The 18,653-nt window shown below is 69.2% G+C and carries 11 protein-coding genes and 1 pseudogene; 7 read left to right on the top strand and 5 right to left on the bottom strand.

What is annotated here, in order from left to right:
* Positions 1-1,124: 1,124 nt before the first annotated feature.
* The 3 genes from ACGF2V_RS28045 to ACGF2V_RS28035 all read right to left on the bottom strand — a co-directional run bounded on the left by ACGF2V_RS28045 (position 1,125) and on the right by ACGF2V_RS28035 (position 2,723).
* Positions 1,125-1,391 carry a hypothetical protein gene (locus tag ACGF2V_RS28045; RefSeq protein WP_362709833.1) on the bottom strand — a complete coding sequence of 89 codons (267 nt, stop codon included), beginning with the start codon at positions 1,389-1,391 and terminating at the stop codon, positions 1,125-1,127.
* The gene (locus tag ACGF2V_RS28040; protein ID WP_362709831.1) at positions 1,384-1,755 is read right to left on the bottom strand and encodes a hypothetical protein; all 372 of its coding nucleotides are present in this window, start codon (positions 1,753-1,755) and stop codon (positions 1,384-1,386) included. The genes ACGF2V_RS28045 and ACGF2V_RS28040 overlap by 8 nt, the downstream gene beginning before the upstream one ends.
* Positions 1,756-1,880: 125 nt before the next feature.
* Positions 1,881-2,723, bottom strand: a complete 843-nt coding sequence (locus tag ACGF2V_RS28035) for a hypothetical protein (RefSeq protein WP_362709828.1) — start codon at positions 2,721-2,723, stop codon at positions 1,881-1,883.
* On the opposite strand from ACGF2V_RS28035, the pseudogene ACGF2V_RS28030 reads away from it, so the two are divergent.
* Positions 2,686-3,024 (top strand): annotated as a pseudogene (locus ACGF2V_RS28030) (tyrosine-type recombinase/integrase); the annotation flags it as partial. The gene ACGF2V_RS28035 and the pseudogene ACGF2V_RS28030 overlap by 38 nt on opposite strands.
* A gap of 69 nt (positions 3,025-3,093) precedes the next feature.
* Here ACGF2V_RS28030 and ACGF2V_RS28025 read toward each other — a convergent pair.
* Positions 3,094-3,561, bottom strand: a complete 468-nt coding sequence (locus tag ACGF2V_RS28025; protein WP_362709826.1) for a hypothetical protein — start codon at positions 3,559-3,561, stop codon at positions 3,094-3,096.
* Positions 3,562-3,569: 8 nt separating this feature from the next.
* A complete protein-coding gene (locus tag ACGF2V_RS28020) occupies positions 3,570-8,903 on the bottom strand; it encodes an RHS repeat-associated core domain-containing protein (RefSeq protein ID WP_362709824.1) in 5,334 nt (1,777 codons plus the stop codon).
* A 527-nt stretch (positions 8,904-9,430) separates the two neighbouring features.
* Here ACGF2V_RS28020 and ACGF2V_RS28015 point away from each other — a divergent pair.
* From ACGF2V_RS28015 to ACGF2V_RS27990, 6 genes are all read left to right on the top strand, one after another.
* Complete coding sequence (locus ACGF2V_RS28015) at positions 9,431-10,099, top strand: nitroreductase family protein (RefSeq protein ID WP_362624135.1); 669 nt, start codon at positions 9,431-9,433, stop codon at positions 10,097-10,099.
* A gap of 260 nt (positions 10,100-10,359) precedes the next feature.
* Complete coding sequence (locus ACGF2V_RS28010; protein WP_362709821.1) at positions 10,360-11,907, top strand: N-acetylmuramoyl-L-alanine amidase; 1,548 nt, start codon at positions 10,360-10,362, stop codon at positions 11,905-11,907.
* Between the two features lie 311 nt (positions 11,908-12,218).
* Complete coding sequence (locus ACGF2V_RS28005) at positions 12,219-13,655, top strand: MFS transporter (RefSeq protein ID WP_362624020.1); 1,437 nt, start codon at positions 12,219-12,221, stop codon at positions 13,653-13,655.
* 94 nt (positions 13,656-13,749) lie between these two features.
* A complete protein-coding gene (locus ACGF2V_RS28000) occupies positions 13,750-15,312 on the top strand; it encodes an FGGY family carbohydrate kinase (RefSeq protein ID WP_362709819.1) in 1,563 nt (520 codons plus the stop codon).
* A 76-nt stretch (positions 15,313-15,388) separates the two neighbouring features.
* A complete protein-coding gene (locus ACGF2V_RS27995; RefSeq protein ID WP_362624026.1) occupies positions 15,389-17,062 on the top strand; it encodes a glycerol-3-phosphate dehydrogenase/oxidase in 1,674 nt (557 codons plus the stop codon).
* Entirely contained in the window at positions 17,059-18,612 is a 1,554-nt protein-coding gene (locus ACGF2V_RS27990) for an FAD-binding oxidoreductase (protein ID WP_362709816.1), read from the top strand. The genes ACGF2V_RS27995 and ACGF2V_RS27990 overlap by 4 nt, the downstream gene beginning before the upstream one ends.
* Positions 18,613-18,653: the final 41 nt, after the last annotated feature.

Below are 18,653 nucleotides of genomic sequence, written 5' to 3'. Positions count from 1 at the left end.
GCAGTGCACAGAGGTCCCGTCAGCATGCCACCGCACGACCCCACCACCACAATCCCCCGCCTCGAACCGACCACGGCCGCGCTGCCTACGTTCACCGGCTATCGGGACCTGCTCGGCCAACCCCAACGACCCACCAGCCGCACCCGTCGTCCGTTGATGTTGCCGTCAGCGTTGCCGTCAAACGACTCAGAAGCCCCACCGAAACTACTCTCGGCGGGGCTTCTGATATATCCCAGGACATTCCGTTTTGCTGTTGCTGAAATAGACGGATCAGAGCAGAGCTCTATCTATCAGTCCAGTTGATTCAGTTCCGCACGGATTCTTTCTGCTTCGGCGCGAGCAGCGGCCGCTTCGGCGGCGGCTCTCTGGCGATCTTCCGGATAGATGAGAACGCCGGCCAGTGAATCCAAAGCGTCTGCAATCCTTTCCCGCCACGCGGCAAAAGATTCAGTTTCACGCCCACCCGGAGGCCTTTCGGATCGCACTTCTCTCAATCTTTGAAGTGCGGCGCGCAACTCTGGAGAGACGGGCATGAGACTCACCCACGTCCACCGATTAGAGGCAAGAACCGCTGGCAGGCAGGGCATGGCGCGATCAGCTCGCCATGATTCTCAATTGGGAACGAATTCCCTCTACCGCCACCACCGATCATGACGGACTGAAATGTCGACCTTTCCAGTGGGATGCCAGCATTCTCGAACTGGATGGCACAGCCAACTTCCCCACATCCGCCATGGCGTCCGGAGTTGGCTACTGCCCTCGCTGTCTGCGGAGGCATTGCACCGCTACGCGTATCCGTCGCATAGGTGAAACGGACATGCTCTCCATCCGCAGAAGTAATCTTCGTCGCAACATTGGGTCGCGATTCCGGGCTCATACTCAGCGCCTCGTCTGCGAAGTCGAGCAAGTCATCATCGGCCTCACCACAGTTGTGAACGAGTACCGGCGTGGCCCCCGCGAGCACATAGTACGTGTGCTACGCGGCACCTCTCTACCTGCTTCTTTGCTGGTCAGCGCGGGTTTTGCGTTCCGCTGGCGTCCGTGGTTGTGCGGGGAAATCCGTGGATGTTGCCGTCGCTACTGCCGTCAGGGGGCGCGGGCGGCGGGCGCGGCGTGAGGACCTGCTACTGCCATGCGCCGGGTTCGGCGCGGAGGGTGGCGCGGGTGGTGCGGTGGTAGAAGTCGTGGCCGGTTTGGGCGCAGTGTTCGGCGATCCAGCGGGTCAGTCCGTCCTCGGTGTGCACTTCGCCGGAGGTGGCGCCGCAGTCGTGGTCTTCTCCGGTGACGCAGATGGCCTCGAAGGTGGGCAGGGTCATGGGGTCCACGACGGTGGTCACGTGGTACTCGCGGAAGCGGTAGTGCTTCCGGGCTGCCGTGCCGGTGTCAGGCATGCTCGGCCGCCTCTTCCTGCGGGTCCGGGATGCGCTGTCCGCGTGACTCGGCAACCCGGAGCGCGTCGGTAAGGGCTTCGGCCAGTCGGGAGGCGAGCCAGCGGTACTCGGTTGCCGACAGAGCTCGCGCGCCGGGGGCCAGGACCTCGCGGGCATGTTCCAGCAGTTGTTCGCCCATGCCGAGTTGGACAGCTTCGATGCTGTCGGCGAGTGTGGACAGGTAGCCCCTGCCGTCGGTGCTGAGGTAGCAGGGGTTCCCGTCCGGGGTGGTCCATGGGAGTAAGCGGGGGCCGGCCACGCCTGCCGCCGCGTCGTAAAGTTCCCGGCGCCGCATGCGGTCCGCGTCGCTCCTGGGTTTGGTCACCGTGCACCCCTGGCTGGGTAGCTGATAGGGACACGGTGACCATAGGAGCTGACTGGCCGTCACCCCATTTATGGACCAGGGCAGTTTGCGGCACAGAGTGCGCGAAGTGCTGCGCTGCGCGGTAGCTATCCGACGACGCCCAGGTAGGAGGCCATGTCGCGCATCTCGGCGGTGAGGGTCCGCTTGCGCTTCTTCAGGATCTCCTGCATGGTCTCGGCGGCCACGTGCTGGTGCCTGAGCCACTGTGGGGATGCTCGGCGTACTCCCGTCAGCTCGTCCATCGTCGCGGTCAGATCGCCGGTGCGGGCGTGGGCGCGTGCCACGTCCATGCGGTGGCGGTTCCAGTTGTCGTCACTCGGCCGCCCTGTGCTCTTCCATGCCTTGGGCGACAGGGCGTCCTCGCCAGCCTTGCGGACGACGGTACGCGCGTCCCCGACGACCATGGCGTCCTCCACGCCCTTCATACCGACGGTCAGCGGACCGAAGGTCGTCCAGTGCCGGAAGAACGACCCGGTGTGCTCACGCCTCACCGCCGATGCAGCTGTGGTGGCCACGCGGTGGTAGTGGCGGGCCTCCTGGGGGCGATTGTTGCGGCCTGCGGCAGCCGCAGCCCGAAGTGCCAGCCAGCCCCACGCCGCGCATTCGTCGGGGGTCGCCCTGGACAGCCTCGGCTCGATCATGTCGGCGGTCCGGGCGGCCAGGTGCTCGGCCTCGTCCAAGCGTCCCTGGCGCAGGAGCAGCCAGCACATGCCGATCACGCCGGACGCCGCGGTGAGGGTGCCTGCGGCACGGCGGGCGTCGGTGATCGCCCCGGCCAGGGCGGTGTAGCCGAGGTCGTACTGACGGACCTGCATCAGGTACCGCCCTGCCAGTTGCAGGGCTTCGGCTCGGGCCAGAAGCGCCTGGCGGTGTTCCTCACCGCTGTCGTAGGCATCCGAGCGCCGCATCGCGCTCCCGACCGAATGCATCCACTCCCTCAAGGAGCACAAGGAACAGCAGGACAAGGAGCGCGAGACGGCGCGGTCAGCCTGGAGAGACAGTGGACTCGTCTTCACCACGCCCACCGGCCGGCCTCTCGACCCGGCCAACCTCACCCGCCGCTTCCGCAGCTTCCTCGACCGGGCCGGCCTCCGACGCATCCGCTTCCACGACCTCCGCCACTCAACCGCCACCCTGCTCCTGGAACAAGGCGTCGACACTCTCGGCACCGCCCTCAGCCCGACGGACAACGCCCCCGACGACCCACGTGCCGCAGCCGTCGTCCGCTGACGTTGCCGTCAGCGTTGCCGTCAACACGGGAGAAGCCCCACCGGACTGACTCTCCGGTGGGACTTCTGCTCATTCATTCAGAAATACCTCGATGGCCCGAGCCGCCGACGCTGGGGTCGATTCATCACGTGGATCATCCATTCCGAGCATTGGTAGATCCAGCGCCACGCTTACCGACTCTCCGAATTCATCCCTCACTGCTCTGAGAGACTGGAGCACAGCATAGTAGGCAGGGCTGATTTGCTCGAAATCCTCCCTGATGGAGAATTCCCCGTCCCGTTCAACGATCGGACGAAACGGCGGGACGACAATCCACTCCGGCAAGCCGTCACCTCTCGAATTCGGCAAGACCTGTGCCGTCTCTCTGTTCGGCCTACCGCCGTAGCGGTCGAATGCCCAAACTCCAGACATCACAAGCACGTCAGCCCGAACCGAGCGGCTACTTTCGTTGACGAACTCGATCGCCATCGAATCAGGCAGCAGCCTCGACCAGCGGTCCAGGGTCGACTGCTGGAGGGACGTCACGTAGATCTTCATCGATTCACCTAAGGGATCGGCATGGAGGGAAGGATTCGAACTCGGCCGATCGTACTCATTGAATCCTCCCAGAGCGCGAAGGCATCAATTCCGCCACCCCCGTCCGCTAGATGCTCAATCCTGCTCTCCGCAGGAATGTGTTCAGTTCTAATCACGCCACGCACCAGCGTGTAAGCGCCTTCGTCCGGGAACTTCGCATGGGCGGACCTGGCGTAGAGAGCCGCACCCTCTGGAGTCGAAGAGAAGTACTTCGATTCGATACCCCGGGGATTCTGAAAGCGTCGAGTGTCCAAGAGTTGCTTCAACTCGTCGTCCTTCACGGCGCGGTAGACGTATTGCTCACCCTCTTTGAGCTTACTTCCCCCGCAATTGTGGACGAGGACGGGCGTGGCGCCTGCCAGCACATAGTACGCGTGGACGTCATCGATGGTCAGGTCGTGTGTGCGCTGACGCTCTGTGAAGAACCGCAGGCTCTTCACGGGGTAGGTTTTGCCCTCCGGGGTCTGAAGCAGCATGCCTGGCTTCAGATCGCCGGCGTCTACGAAACGATGCTCGTTCGCCACCCAGAAGGGGTGGGTGACCGTCGCGACAAGCGAGGAGTCGCCGTCGGGTGTGGCGACAGTGAGGTCGACGAACTCCTTGTCGTCCTCGGTGACGATGGTGCCGACGACCTTGCGGGTGAGCTTCTTACCGGTCTTCGGGTCTGTCGTGACGACTGTGTCGCCCAGTGCGACGTCTTCGATGTTCTTGCGTTTGCCGTCGGCCAGCTCCACTTGCGTGCCTGGAAGGAAGCTGTGACAGTCGCCCGCGAGTTTCGACTTCGCCGCGGCCCAGGCACCCTTGGCCTTGTCGTACGCCTTGGATGCCTTCCACATCTCTTGGGCGCTGTCGACCAAGTCGCCGACCAGACCGGTGACCCGCTTGATCAGCTTGTATGCCTTGTTCCAATTCCATGGTGCGCCGTACTTCGCGAGGAACTTGCCGGCGAGGCCGCCTGCGAAGCTGCCGGCGACATTCAGCGCCGTTTCGCCGCAGGCGCCCAGGTCGCCGCTGGAGAAGCAGTCCAGGGCCGCGGTGATGCCCAGCTCGTCCATGACGATCTTGGTGATCGCCTTGGCGGTCTGCTTGATGCGGTGCTTGGAACCGCTGAGGTTGCTCTCCGCCCTGTCCAGGTTGTCCTTGGCGTCATTGGCCTGCTGCTGATGTTTCGTTTCGCCGGTCTTGACGCGAAGGCCAGTGCAACTGCTGGGGTGCTGCTGGCAGTACGCCCGCTCGTCCGGGTCGTACAGACCCGTGGGGTCACTCGCCGAGACGGGACGGTTGTGCGCGTACGCGTACGCGTTCAGCTGCTGGGGATCGCTGGTGTCCACCACCGGGTCGGGCGAGATGAACTTGCCGAGGAAGGAGTCGTACTCCCGCGCCCCGATCGTCGTCAGGCCCGTGGAGGCATCGATCGTGCCGCCCACGAAGCCCTTCTCGCCCGGCCAAGCGCCTTGCCCGGGCTGGATGCCGCGGTTGTTTCCGTACGGGTCGAAGCGGCGCTGGGTGATCGCCCCTGTCGTCGCGTCGATCGACAGCTCGCCCGTGCCGTGGTGGTCCGCGGCGAGGAAGAAGAGCTTCTTGGTGTTGTCACGGACCGCGATCGTGGAGTCGCCGTACCCGTAGTAGCGGGTGGCCTTGACCGTCGACGTACCGGCGTCGAGGCGGAGTTCGGCGCCGGGCAGGTAGATCGTGGTGCCCGAGGGGTCCTTGCGCTGGATCCGGGCACCGTCGGCGTCGTAGAGATAACTGGTCTGCGATGCCTCGTTCTTGTCGGGGGTCGTGACGTCGTCGGGCCGGCTGTTCTTGATCACCTTGCCCGTGGCGTCGTACTCCAGGGTCTGGGTGTCGCCTCCGATGGTGCGGGTTTCGGTGTTGCCCGCGGCGTCGTAGGTGTACGCGTACTCACGGTCTCCGGTCGGAGCGTTCTCGACGACCTTGGACACCTGGTGCGTGCCCGGCTTGTAGGTCAGGTTGCGCTTGATGTCCTTGGCGGCGTCCAGGCCGGTGTCATGCACCGTCTCGGACAGCCGGTCGCCGACCTCGTCGAAGGTGTACGAGGTCCAGTAGGCCGCCGGGCCGCCGAGCGGGGAGCTGCCGGGCGTGCCGCCGCATGCGGCCGGGCGCGCGCCGTCGAGCGGGGTCTGGCTTCCGACGGTGCCGGATGCCTTGGCGGCGTCCTTGGTGGTCGCCGGGGTCCATGCCTCCGTCATCCGGTACTGGTAGTCATGGGCGAAGCACTGCAGGTCGGGAGTCCCGGTGCCCGCGGTGTCCGCGACCGACAGGATGTTGCCGATCTGGTCGTAGGAGTAGGTCGACTCCTTGGCCGGACCGGTGGTGGAACCCGCGACATCGACCACGGACCGGATGAGCCGGTCGGTGCCCGTCTCGTAGTCGAAGGTCTGCCAGGTCTTCTTTCCGCCGTTCGACAGCTCCAGCTGCTGGAGGAGGCTGCGTCCCGACCAGATGGTGTTGGTGACGTACGGCGTGGCGCCCCTCATCGTCCTCATGCGCTGCAGGTCGTCGTACCCGTAGCCGAGTACCTCGGCGTCAAGACCGCCGACCGCGGGGACTCCGTCGCTCTGCTTGGTGCCGTCCGGGTTGTACGTGGCGGTGTAGGTGTAGATACCGGCCAGCGCGTCTTGGGAGGCGGGGACCGAGTAGGCCGTCTGGAGCGGACGGTAGAAGTCGTCCATGGACTGCACGACCGTGGCGAAGTACTCGGTGCTGCTGATGTAGCGCAGCGAGGCGTATTCCTTGCCCAGCCACTTGGCCTTGTCGTAGCGCCGCTCGGTGAGCTTGGTGCCGGTGGTCGGCGCGCCGTCCCAGGTCGTCGTGACGCGGCCGAGCTTGTCGTAGACCGTGGAAATGATCTCGTTGCGGCTGTCTGTGGACGAGAGAACCCGGTCCGCGTCGTCGTAGGTGGTCTTCGTCGTTCCGGTGTCCGGGTCCTGCGCCTCGGTCCGCCGGCCTCGCTGGTCGTACGTGTATGTCCAGATGTTGCCCTTGGCGTCGGTCAGCTGCTTCAGCTGGCCCGCTGCCGTGTACGCGTACGTGGTGGTGTCGTAGCCCGAGGGCGGGCCTCCCGTGACAGGCGAGGCGCCCTTGTAGTGACGCATTTCCGTGGTCTGGCCACGGGCGTTCGTCAGGGTCGTCGTCGGCGTGCCGCCGACCGGCGGGTCGATGTGGGTGCGGTCGCCGCCGTGGGTGTAGGTGGTACGCCACTGCTCGGCGCCCGCGACCGCGAAGATCTCGGCGGTGGTGCGGCCCAGACCGTCGTACTCGTACTGGGTCTGCGCACCGACCTCGCCGTTGCGCACGATCAGCAGTTCGTCCGAGGGCCCCCCGGACGCGTTGTACGTGGCGTTGGTCTTGAGGATCTTGCCGGTGGCGTCGTAGAAGGTGTCGGCGACCATGCGGGTGCCACCGGGTCCTTCGGTCTGCTTCTGGCGGGGCCTCAGCAGTCCGTCGTACAGCTCGTACTCACTGCCGTACGAACCGCCCTCCTCGATCTTCTCCGTCTTGACCGCGACGACCTTGTCGCGGCGTACGTTGTACGCGTACTTGATGCTCGGGGTCTGGGTCTTGCCGCGATCCGGCAGCCAGACCGAGGTCAGCCGGCCCAGGCCGTCGAAGGCGAGGTCGGTGCGCTTGCCGTTCGCATCGGTCTGGCCGGTGGACTGGCCCCAGGCCGGGGCGAAGTCACTGGTCGTGACGTGCCCGAGCGCGTTGGTCACCTTCGTCTGCGAGATGAGGCCGTTGACATCGGTGTACGCGGTCTTGGTCTCCGCGCCGACGGCATCGGTCTGCGAGGTGGGTCGGCCGAAGGCGTCGTATGCCGTGGTGCCCGTCACCTGATAGGTCGCGGTGGTGCCGTCGTGCGACTTGAGGCGCTCGGTTTTCGTCGCGTTGCCCTTGGTGGGCGCGGCGCCGAAGGCTCCGCCGTCGTACGAGGTGCGCTCGTCGGAAATGACCTGACTCGTGCGGTCGGGCGTCACGGAGCACTTGACGGCGACCGTCTCGATCCGTGACGTCAGCTCCATCATGTTCGCCGCGGTGTTGTCCGCGTAGTAGGTACGGGTGCATGTGTCGTCGGCGGCGGTGGAGAGGTCACCGAGGTCCTCGGACTCGATCACGCGACCGGTGCCGTTGGACGTGTCGTACTTGGTGTTCTGCTCGGTCTCGCGGCGGCCGTCACCGCCCTCGGTGACGGTGTAGCCGCGCACCTTGGTCGTCTTGGTGATCGACGCCTTGGTGGTGCCCCAGGTGTTGGTGTCCGTCGCGGTGAAGTACCGCGCGGGGGTGTTGATCGACTTGGACACGAGCTTGTCGCCGTCGTAGGTCGCGGCCTCCAGCTCCTGACCGGTGAACTCCTTGTGGTCCGGGTACTTGGTGCCTTCGGAGTCGGTCACCTCCGCACTGCGCGTACCGCCTGCGGGGTCCTTGTCCCCGTCCATTCCCTGGAAGTACGTGTAGTCGACACGGGTGGACTGCTTGTTCTCGGTGCCACTGGTCACCTTGACCTTGCCGTAGCCCTGCCAGCCGCCCCACGTGAGGTACTTGTCCTCGGTGATCCCGTCCGGCTCGGCCTTCCGCCAGGCGGCCGGGCCCTGGTAGTCGTACCGCGTCACCAGCTTGTCGCCGCCGCCGGTGCGGTCGGTCTCGATGACCTCCGCGACGACGTACTTGTGGAACCAGTCCGTGATCGGGTCGATGTAGCCCGGCGGGGACCACTTGACCGGGTAGCAGCGCTTGGTCGACTCACCCGGCTTCGGCAGCGCGGCCTTGTTGCAATTGGTGGGCGCGTAGTTGACGTCCACCTGGGCGCCCGTCTCGCTCAGAACCGCGGCGAGCCGGAAGCGGTGGAAGGGGGCGATGTTGTCGCCGATCGCGTCCACGCGGTTGGCGAGCTGTATGCCGTAGAGCTCCAGCGAGGGAAGCTTGGCGACGGTGCCGACGCGGCCCTCGTGGTCGATCTTGGACAGCCACAGCGTCTTGGAGTCGTCGCCGTTGTCGGTGAACAGGTGGGTGAAGGTCCAGGCGTCCACGTCCTGGTACGTCGTGGCGTCCTTGCGGATCTGCGTGGTGACGCCGGCCAGCCGCTTGCGGGTCCAGAACGACGGCGCCACCTGCGAGGCGGTGCACTTGGTGTTCGCCGCGCAGTACCGGTCCATCGGGACGTCCGGCCAGTGAGCGGCGTTCGCCTTCTTGAAGTCGGCCGCCGCGCAGGTGAAGGTGTCGGTCGGCAGGCAGCGCTCTTGGGTGTTGAAGACGACCCGGGCGGGTGCCTTGGCGGCGTACACCTGGCCGTCGCGCTGGCCGTAGTCGATGCGCTTCAGGTAGCCGCCGGAGTGGTAGGCGGTGCCGTTGACGTCCGTCTTGCCGTTCAGCGCGTAGTGGTTGGTCTCCCGCTCGTAGAAGTACGAAAGGGCGTTGCCCTGCGGGTCCTTGACGTAGTCGAGGCTCCAACGCCAGGCCTGGTTGCAGTGGGCGCTGGTGAAGGTGGCGTTGTAGCAGGGCTCGCCGGAGTCGTCGCCGAAGACCGGGGTGGTCCAGACGGAGGCGCCGTCCGGCGGTAGGACACCTGCCGGCGCCGCCCCGGCGGTGGGTGCGCGTGGACCGGGACCGGGGCCGTCCGGCCCCTCCCGCCGCGGTGACCGCGACCATAGACTCCGCGATCATGACAACAGATGCGAGCATTCCGGACAGCGTGACCATTTCAGCCGACGCGATCACGACGGCCGACGGCATCACCGCCGACGGCGCCGTCACGGCGAGCGATGCGCCGAAGGACGCGGCCGGGGCCGGCGGACCGGCACTGTTCACCGTCATGTCCACCATGCGCGCCATGCGCCGCCTCAAGCCGGACCCGGTGCCCGACGAGATGCTGGAGCGGCTCGTGCAGGCCGCGGTCTGGGGGCCGAGCGGCGGCAACATGCAGTGCTACGAGTACGTGGTGGTGACGGATCGTGAGGTGATGGCCCGTCTCGCGCCCTTGTGGAAGCGGTGCGTGGACGCGTATCTGGCGACGACCGGGAAGCACGCGCCGAAGGGCATGGACGAGGCGGCGTACGGGCGGATGGTCGCCGCGATCGCGTACCAGCGCGACCACTTCGCGGACACTCCCGCGCTGATCATTCCGTGCTACCGGTTCCCGGAGCCGCGGGTCGACGAGGAGGGGCTGCGGGAGTCCGCGCGGGCGCTCGGCCCGGCCGCGACCGAGCACATGATGAACATCCAGGACCGGTTCCAGGCGCTCGCCGAAGGCTCGTGCGTCTACCCGGGGGTGCAGAACCTGCTGCTGGCCGCGCGGGCGCTGGGGCTCGCGGCGAACATCACCGTCTGGCACCTGATGCTGGAGCAGGAATGGAAGGCGGTGCTCGGCATCCCCGAGGACATGCACACCTTCGCGGTGATCCCGGTCGGCCTGCCGCTGGGCTCCTTCGGTCCGGTCCGGCGGCGTCCGGTGGCGGACGTCGTCCACCGCGACCGCTGGTAGCGGTGCCCGCCCGGCCCCATTCGTTCAGCAGGGGCCGGGCCTGCGGGCGTCCACGGCCCGGCCTCGAACCGCGCACCGCCCCGGCTCGGGCTTCGGGTTTCTCAGTGCGCGTCAGCTCCGTCGGAGTGAACGGGAGTGGGACACGCGGGCGCGATGATTGTCATGACCTGAACACATCATTACCCTGAGCGGCTCCGCGCCCCTCCCGCCCACCCGGGCCCGGAACGCACGCCTTCCCCCCACACAGAGCAGGAGCAGGTATGTCACGACGAGCCGCCTCCCACGCCAGGGTCCGTACCTCCGCTCTGGCGGCCCTCACCGCCACCGTCCTGGCCGCGGCGGGCGCCCCGGCCCTCGCCGCACCCGACGGCGGCCGGCCCATGAACCGGGCGTTCGCGCGGGCGGCCGAGGAGTTCGGCGTACCGCGCGACCTGCTCACCGCCGTCGGTTACGGCGAGACCCGTCTCGACGGCCATGCCGGGCGGCCCAGCCAGGCGGGCGGGTACGGGGTGATGCACCTGGTGAGCAACCCCGTGAACCGGACGCTGGAGCGGGCCGCCGCGCTCACCGGCGCCTCCCCGGCCGAGCTGCGCACCGACACCGCGGCCAACGTCCTGGGCGGCGCCGCGGTACTGCGGGCGTACGCCGACACGCTCGGCCTCGACGCCCGGGACCGCGACGACATCGACGCCTGGTACCCGGTCGTCGCCCGGTACGCCGGTACGGACGGACCGGCCGCGGCCCTGTACGCCGATGCCGTCTACGACATCCTGGCCGACGGCCTCGACGCCGTCGTCCCCGGCGGCGAGCGGGTCTCGGTGACGGGCCGTCGGGTCGCCCCGCGGAAGGGCTCGACGGCCTCCGCTCACGTACGGACGCAGAGCCCCGACTACCCGTCGGCGCTGTGGGTCCCGGCCCACGCCGACAACTTCGCCGGCGGACGCAGCGCGGAAATCGACAAGGTGATCATCCATGTCACGCAGGGCTCGTACGCGGGCTCGATCAACTGGTTCCGGGACCCGGCGTCGGGGGTGAGCGCGCACTACGTGGTGCGCTCCTCGGACGGCGAGATCACCCAGATGGTCCGCGACGCCGACACCGCGTACCACGCACGCAGCGCCAACGCCTCGACGCTCGGCGTCGAGCACGAGGGTTTCATCGACGACCCGTCCTGGTTCACGGACACGATGTACCGCTCGTCCGCCGCCCTGACCAGGCACCTGTGCGACCGGCACGGCATCCCGAAGGACCGGGCGCACATCATCGGGCACAGCGAGGCCCCCGGCAACGACCACACCGACCCCGGCCCGCACTGGGACTGGGAGCGGTACATGGAGCTGGTCGGCGCGGACTCCGGCACCCCGGCCGACGGGCTGAGCTTCGCCACGTACGACACCCTGCGCAGCGGTTCGACCGGTCCGCAGGTCGCGGCGGCGCAGCGGCTGCTGGGCGAGCGGGGCCACCCCGCGGGGGCGGAGGACGGCTCCTTCGGACCGGCCACGCTGAGCGCGGTCCGGGCGTACCAGACGGCCCTGGGACTGGACGCCGACGGCGTCGTGGGGGCGAGGACCTGGACCGCGCTGTTGTCGGGCGGCGCGACGCCGACGATCGGGCAGGGTGCCTCGGGCGACGCGGTGAAGCGGCTCCAGCGTGCGCTGACCGCGGCGCTGGGCTCGCCGCTCGCCGTCGACGGGAGCTTCGGCCCGGCGACGGCGACGGCGGTGCGCGCGTACCAGACGAGCCGGGGCCTGGCGGCCGACGGCGTCGTGGGCGCCGCCACCTGGGCGGCGCTGCAGGCCGGGCGCTGACCTGGTCCGCGCGGCCGGTTCCCGGTGCGCCCCCGGCCCGGTCCGGGTTCGGGGGCGCACCGGCCTCCGCTTCCGGCCACCGCCCGGACCACCGGCCACCGTCACTTTTCGGTAACCTGGCCGAAACCCTTGACGTTCCTCCCGGCGCGTTCTTAACCTCACTGCCTAGTAGCTAGTTCCAGCAGTTCACGTGCTGCGGCGCTTTCCGCAGTGTTTTGACAGGCACAGACACAGACCACCTGTCGGTGGCTTCGTCATGCCTGTTTCTGTGCTCCCCGTGCCGCCGACGGGTCTTCCTCGAAGGCGGACTCATGGCACAACGTCCGAGCGTCAGAGGCGTCGCCGACGTCGTTGCGCTCATCGATGGGCTGGGAAAGATCACCGGCCGGGCGCAGATCATCTGGTTCCTGGTGTTCGGCGGGCTCTTCCTCGACGCCTACTCCAACGCCGCGCTGAGCGCGGGCCTGGGGCCGATGACGTCCCAGATGGAGCTCACGAGCACCCAGGTCTCGATCCTCACGGCCACCGCTCCGGCCCTGGCGATCATCTTCAACCCGGTGGGCGGCTGGCTCGCCACCCGGATCGGCCGCGTCCCCCCGTTGCTCATCGCCAAGGTGTTCGCGATCGCGGGCGCCCTGATCGCCGCGTTCGCCGGTGACTTCACTGTCGTCTGGCTCGGCCGGGTCCTGGTGGGTGTCGCGTACGGCATCGACTTCGCGGTGGCCATGGCACTGCTCGCCGAGTACACGCCCGCGAAGCTGGGCGGCCGGCTCAACCTGTGGCAGGCCGTCTGGTACGTCGCCACCACCAGCAACCTCGCACTGGCCCTGTTCTTCTTCCACCTGGACGTCGGCGCGGACATCTGGCGCTGGTCGGTCGGCTCGGCCGCGGTCGTCGCCGCCGTGCTGCTGCTGGGCCAGGCGCTGATGCTCAAGGAGAGCCCCACCTGGCTGGCCAGCAAGGGGCGGCTGGAGGATTCCGTCGCCAACCTGGACCGGATCTACGGGATCAAGGCCGTCGCCGGTACGCCCGACGCGGCGACCCGCACCGCCGCCGAGGCGCCCGCCGTCGGGTTCCGCCAGGCCGGGCTGCTCTTCAAGGGCGCGTACCTGCCGCGCACGATCCTGTCCTCGGTGATCTCGCTCGGGCAGTCGATGCAGTACTTCGCGGTCGGCTGGTACCTGCCGCTGATCAGCCTGGCGATCTTCGGCGAGAGCTTCGAGAAGGCCACCATCGGGTCGATGGTGTTCAACGCCTTCGGCATCGCGGGCGGGCTGCTGTCCGCGTACTTCGGCCGACGCCTCGGGCTGCGGCTCAGCTCCGCCGCCGGTTTCGCCGGGGTCTTCGTGGCCCTGGTGGCGATGGGGCTGACCTTCGAGAAGGTGCCCACGGCCGTGGCGTTCCTGCTGCCGGTCCTGTTCATCCTGTGCCACTCGGCGGGTCCCGGCGCCAACGGCAAGTCCATCGCGGCGCTCTCGTACAGCAGCGACGTGCGTGCGCTGGGCACCGGTGTCACCGGCATGGTCGGCAGCTTCGGCAGTGTCGCCGGGCTGTATGTGTTCCCGCAGATCAAGGAATCGCTCGGGCTCGCCGACACCTTCCTGGCGCTGTCCGTCGTGCCGCTGCTCGGACTGATCACCTGTCTGCTGATCAAGTGGGACCCGATGAAGGCCGCCTCGCCCGACGAGGTCGCCGGTCAGGACCCCGACGCCGCCGCGCGGCCGGCCCGGTCCATGGCCGCTCGCTGATCCGCCGCATCCCACCACCGCTCCCCTCCCTTCCCCCGCTCCTTCCTTCTTCTCCGCACGGCTCGCTCGCGATGCCCGCAACGAAAGGGCTGCAATGACGCAGACGTTCCCCGGCGCCGCCCCACGGCGCGGAGTGCTGTCCATCGACGAGGGCACCACGGGCACCCGGGCCGGAGTCGTCCTCGACTCGGGCGCCGCCCACGAGGTGTTCTACCGGTCGATCGCGGTCGGCCACCCGGACGACCTCTCCGTCGAGCAGGACCCGATGGAGATCTGGACCGCCACCGTCGAGGTGGCGCGCCGGGCCGTCGACCGGGCCCGTGAGGAGGGCATCGAGATCACCGCGGTCGCGCTGTCCACACAGCGGGCCACGGCGATGCTGTGGGACCGGGTCACCGGCCGGCCGCTGCTGCCCGCGGTGGTGTGGCAGGACCGGCGGTACGCGCAGGAACTCACCGCGTACGAGGCGGAGTGGGACGCCGCCCTGCTGGCCCGGCAGGGCCGGCCGGTCGGAGCCCGCTCCCCGTTCCTCTGGGCCGCCCGGCAGATCGCCGCGCACCCCGAGGTGGCCGAGGCGCACCGGGCGGGGCGGCTGCTCTTCGGCACCGTCGACACCTGGCTGATCTGGCGGCTGACCGGCGGCGCCGTGCACGCCACCACCCCGACCAACGCCGCGTCCACCGGTGGCTATCTGCTGGAGCGGCACGCCTGGGACGAGGAGTGGATCGGCCACCTCGGCTTCCCCCTCGACCTGCTGCCGGAACTCCGCTCCGACGACGCCGGTTTCGGCACCACCGCCCCGGCCGTCCTCGGCGTCGCCGTCCCGCTGGCCGCCTCCATGGGCGACCAGCACGCCGCACTCGTCGCGCTCGGCGGGCTCGCCGCCGGGCAGGGCATGTGCGTGTACGGGACCGGCGCGTTCGTCGACGCGGCGACCGGCACCACGCCCGCCCTGCCCCGGCCGGACATCTCCGGGGTGCTCGCCCAGCCCGGCCGGCGGCAGGGCGACACCAGCCACTACAGCCTGGAGGCGTACACCTCCACCGCGGGCTCGGCGCTGCGCTGGCTCTGCGACGACCTGGGCCTGTTCGCGTCGCCGAGGGAGCTCGGTGAGGAGGCGGGCCGGGTCCCCACCCGGCCGGGCCGCACCCCGCGTTTCGTCCCGGCGCTCGCCGGGGTCCGTACGCCGGTCTGGCACCCGGAGGCCACCGCCGCCCTCACCGGGCTCACCCTCGCCACCACCCGCGCCGATCTCGCCCGCGCCGTGCTCGACGGGATCGCGCACTCGGTCTGCGACCTGATCGACGGCGTCGCCGACACCATGGGCACCCCGTTCACCCGGCTCCGGGTCGGCGGCGGCGTCTCCGGCAGCGACCCGCTGATGCGGATCCAGGCGGACCTGACGGGTCTGCCGCTGGAGCGGGTCTGCGACTCCGCGACCGCCAGCCTGCGTGGCACCGCCTATCTGGCCGGGGTCGCCCGCGGCCTGTGGTCCTCGCTGGAGGAGGTCGTCGAGGCGCAGCCGCACGGCCACGTCTTCGAACCGTCGCTCCCGGCGGACGAGCGCGCCGAGCAGCGCGCCGCCTGGCGCGAGGTGCTGATCGCGCATCTCGGCGACCCGGCGCTGCGCCCCCTCAACACGTCCACCCCCCACTGACGGCCCCCGGCCGTCGCACCGGCGGTCCGTCCCCCGACGACGCGGCCGCCGTACCGAAACACCAGGAGTTGATGTCGTGATCACCATGCCCGCCCGGAAACCGCGGCGGAACGCCGCGGCGACCCGCCGAACGCCCCTGCTGCTCGACCGGGCGGCCCTCAAGCGCCGGCTGGCCGACGACACGTACGACGTGCTCGTCGTCGGCGGCGGCATCACCGGGGCGTACGCCGTGCTGGACGCGGTCTCGCGCGGACTGCGCGCGGCGCTGATCGAGAAGGACGACTTCGCCTCCGGCACGTCGTCGAAGTCGTCGAAGATGGTGCACGGCGGCCTGCGCTACATCGAGCAGGGCAACGTCAACCTGGTCCGCCACTCGCTCCTGGAGCGCCACCGCTTCCGGAAGAACGCCCCGCACCTGGTGCACCGGCTGCCGTTCCTCTTCCCGATCCTGGAGAAGGAGGGCATCTTCGACGCCCGCCTCGCCAAGGGCTTCGAGGGCCTGCTGTGGACGTACGACCTGGTCGGCGGCTGGCGGATCGGCAAGCTCCACCAGCGGCTGACCGTCCCCGAGGTCCTCGCACAGGCGCCGACGCTGCGCGCCGAGAACCTCAAGGGCGGGCTGATGTACTTCGACGCCCGCACCGACGACGCCCGTCTCGTCCTCACCATCGTCCGCACCGCCGCCGCACTCGGCGCGACGGTCCTCAACGGGGCGAAGGCCGAGGGCCTGCTGATGCAGACGGGCAAGGTGTCCGGCGCCCGGGTCTGGGCGGACGGCGACACCATCGACATCCGCGCCCGCGCCGTCGTCAACGCCACCGGTGTGTGGACCGACGAACTGGACGCGAAGGCGGACGACGGCCACAGGCCACAGGTGAGGCCCGCCAAGGGCGTCCACATCGTGGTGCCGTGGGACAAGGTGCGGATCAACTGCACGGTCACCGTGCCGATCCCCGGCCGGGCCCGCCGTGCGACCTGCACCCGCTGGGGCAACAGCGTCGTCCTGGGCACCACCGACGAGGACTACCAGGGCTCCCCGGACGACGTGCACTGCACCCGCGAGGAGATGCACTTCCTGCTGGAGGGCGCCAACACCGCCTTCGAGGGGAAGCTCACCCCGGACGACGTGGTCGGCTCGATCGGCGGTCTGCGTCCGCTGGTCGGCGGCAAGGAGGGCGCCACCCTCGACATGCGCCGCGACCACCACATCACCATCGGCCGCACCGGCATGGTGACGGTGACCGGGGGCAAGCTCACCACCAGCCGGCACATGGGCGAACTCGTCATCGACAAGGTGATGACGGTCCTCGGCCGCAAGGCGAGGAGCCGTACCACCGACCTCCCGCTGCTGGGCGGCGCCGGTTACGACTCCGAGGCCGTCGCCGCGTCCGGCGGCATCGCCGCGCACCTCGGCGAACGCTTCGGCACCGAGGCCCGGTTCGTCGGCGACCTCATCCAGGACGACCCGTCGCTGGCCGAGCCGGTCGTCGCGGGACTCCCGTACACCAGGGCGGAGGTCGTGTACGCGGCCCGCGCCGAGCTGGCCCGTTCGGTCGACGACGTCCTCTCGCGCCGCACCCGCGCCCGGCTGTTCGCCCGGGACGCGTCCGTCGACGCCGCCGAGGCCGTCGGCGCGATCCTCGGCCAGGAACTGAACCTCACGCAGGCGCAGGTCGAGCGCTCGGTCGCCGAGTACCTCGCAGCCGTCCGTCACGAAAAGTCCGTACTCCTCGAAGGGACAGCAGCATGATCAGCCGTCAGACCATCACCCACCCGTTCAACCGGGGCAACTACACCGTCGGTGCGCCCAGCTTCGCCAAGTGGGCGCAGAACACCCCGATCGGCGACGGCGAGGCCGCTCTCCAGGTGGACCCGGTCGAGGTCCCCGAGGCCGTGGTCGAGGCACTGCGCGAGGTCGCGCACGCGGTGCACACCTCGCGCGAGGAGGTCGTCACCCGGACCCGTGACTGGTGGGCCGGTTCGATGATCGGCGAGACCGAGGGCCGCCCGGCGACCCCCGACGCCGTGATCGTCGAGGCCGCCGACGCCGACCAGGTCGCGGCCGTGATGCGGATCTGCCACGAGGCCGGCGTCCCGGTCACCCCGTCGGCGGGCCGCTCCAACGTCACGGGCGCCGCACTCCCCGTCTTCGGCGGCGTCGTCCTCGACCTGTGCAGGCTCGACGGGATCATCGGCTTCGACGCCGAGTCGAACATCGTGGACGTCCAGCCCGGCATGTTCGGGGACCTCTTCGAGAAGCAGCTCCAGGAGGAGTACGGCGTCACCACCGGCCACTGGCCGTCCGCGTTCGCCGTCTCCACCGTCGGCGGCTGGATCGCCTGCCGCGGCGCCGGCCAGCTCTCCACCCGGTACGGCAAGATCGAGGACATGGTCGTCGGTGTCGACGTCGTGCACGCGGACGGCACGCGGGCCACCTACGGCGACTACGCCCGTGCCGCGGTCGGTCCGGACCTGCGCCAGCTGTTCGTCGGTTCCGAGGGCACCCTCGGCGTCATCGTCTCGGCCCGGCTGCGGGTCCACCCGCTGCCGGAGTACGCCTCCGCCGCCGCGTACGGCTTCGCGACCTTCGCCGAGGGCCTGGACGCCTGCCGCCGGATCATGCAGCGCGGCGCCACCCCGGCCGTCCTGCGCCTGTACGACACCCTGGAGTCGGGCACCCACTTCGGCCACCCGGGGACCAACCTCCTGCTGATCGCGGACGAGGGCGACCCGGCGATCGTCGACGCCTCGATCAAGGTCGCCAAGGAGGTCTGCGAGGAGTACGGCCCCGAGCTGGACAGCCAGGCCGTCTTCGAGCGCTGGCTGGACGAGCGGATGCTGGTCGGCAAGTCCGCCGACGGCTTCGAGCCCGGTCCGGGCTTCGTCGCCGACACCCTGGAGATGGCCGCGTCCTGGACCGACCTGCCGGTGATCTACGACGAGGTGGTCGCCGCGATCCAGGCGGTGGACGGCACCCTGGCCGCCTCCGCCCACCAGTCGCACGCGTACACCGACGGCGCCTGCGTCTACTTCTCGCTGCGCGGGAACGTGGCCCCCGAGGCGCGCCGCGACTGGTACCGCGCGGTGTGGGACGCCGCCAACGCCGTACTGATCAAGCACGCGGCGGCGCTCAGCCACCACCACGGCTGCGGTCTGCTGCGCGGCCCCTACGTGGCGGACTCCCTCGGCGCGGGCTTCGCGGCCTTCGTCGCGGTGAAGAACGCCCTGGACCCGAAGGGCATTCTCAACCCTGGCAAACTGGGCCTTCCCAGCCGATTCGGTACGTCTCCGCTGAGCTGAGCCCAGCCGCCACGAACCCTCCCTCCCAGGCAGGTCCTTGC

This window comes from Streptomyces sp. NPDC047982 (genome assembly GCF_043204165.1).
Taxonomy (GTDB): Bacteria; Actinomycetota; Actinomycetes; order Streptomycetales; family Streptomycetaceae; genus Streptomyces.
This window is presented reverse-complemented; position numbering and strand designations above follow the sequence as displayed.

Coding starts and splice junctions, on each gene's coding strand:
- ACGF2V_RS28025 (WP_362709826.1), bottom strand. CDS start 3,561: ATGAAGATCTACGTGACGTCCCTCCAGCAGTCGACCCTGGACCGCTGG.
- ACGF2V_RS27990 (WP_362709816.1), top strand. CDS start 17,059: ATGATCAGCCGTCAGACCATCACCCACCCGTTCAACCGGGGCAACTAC.
- ACGF2V_RS28015 (WP_362624135.1), top strand. CDS start 9,431: ATGTCCACCATGCGCGCCATGCGCCGCCTCAAGCCGGACCCGGTGCCC.
- ACGF2V_RS28005 (WP_362624020.1), top strand. CDS start 12,219: ATGGCACAACGTCCGAGCGTCAGAGGCGTCGCCGACGTCGTTGCGCTC.
- ACGF2V_RS28010 (WP_362709821.1), top strand. CDS start 10,360: ATGTCACGACGAGCCGCCTCCCACGCCAGGGTCCGTACCTCCGCTCTG.
- ACGF2V_RS28045 (WP_362709833.1), bottom strand. CDS start 1,391: ATGCCTGACACCGGCACGGCAGCCCGGAAGCACTACCGCTTCCGCGAG.
- ACGF2V_RS28000 (WP_362709819.1), top strand. CDS start 13,750: ATGACGCAGACGTTCCCCGGCGCCGCCCCACGGCGCGGAGTGCTGTCC.
- ACGF2V_RS28035 (WP_362709828.1), bottom strand. CDS start 2,723: ATGCATTCGGTCGGGAGCGCGATGCGGCGCTCGGATGCCTACGACAGC.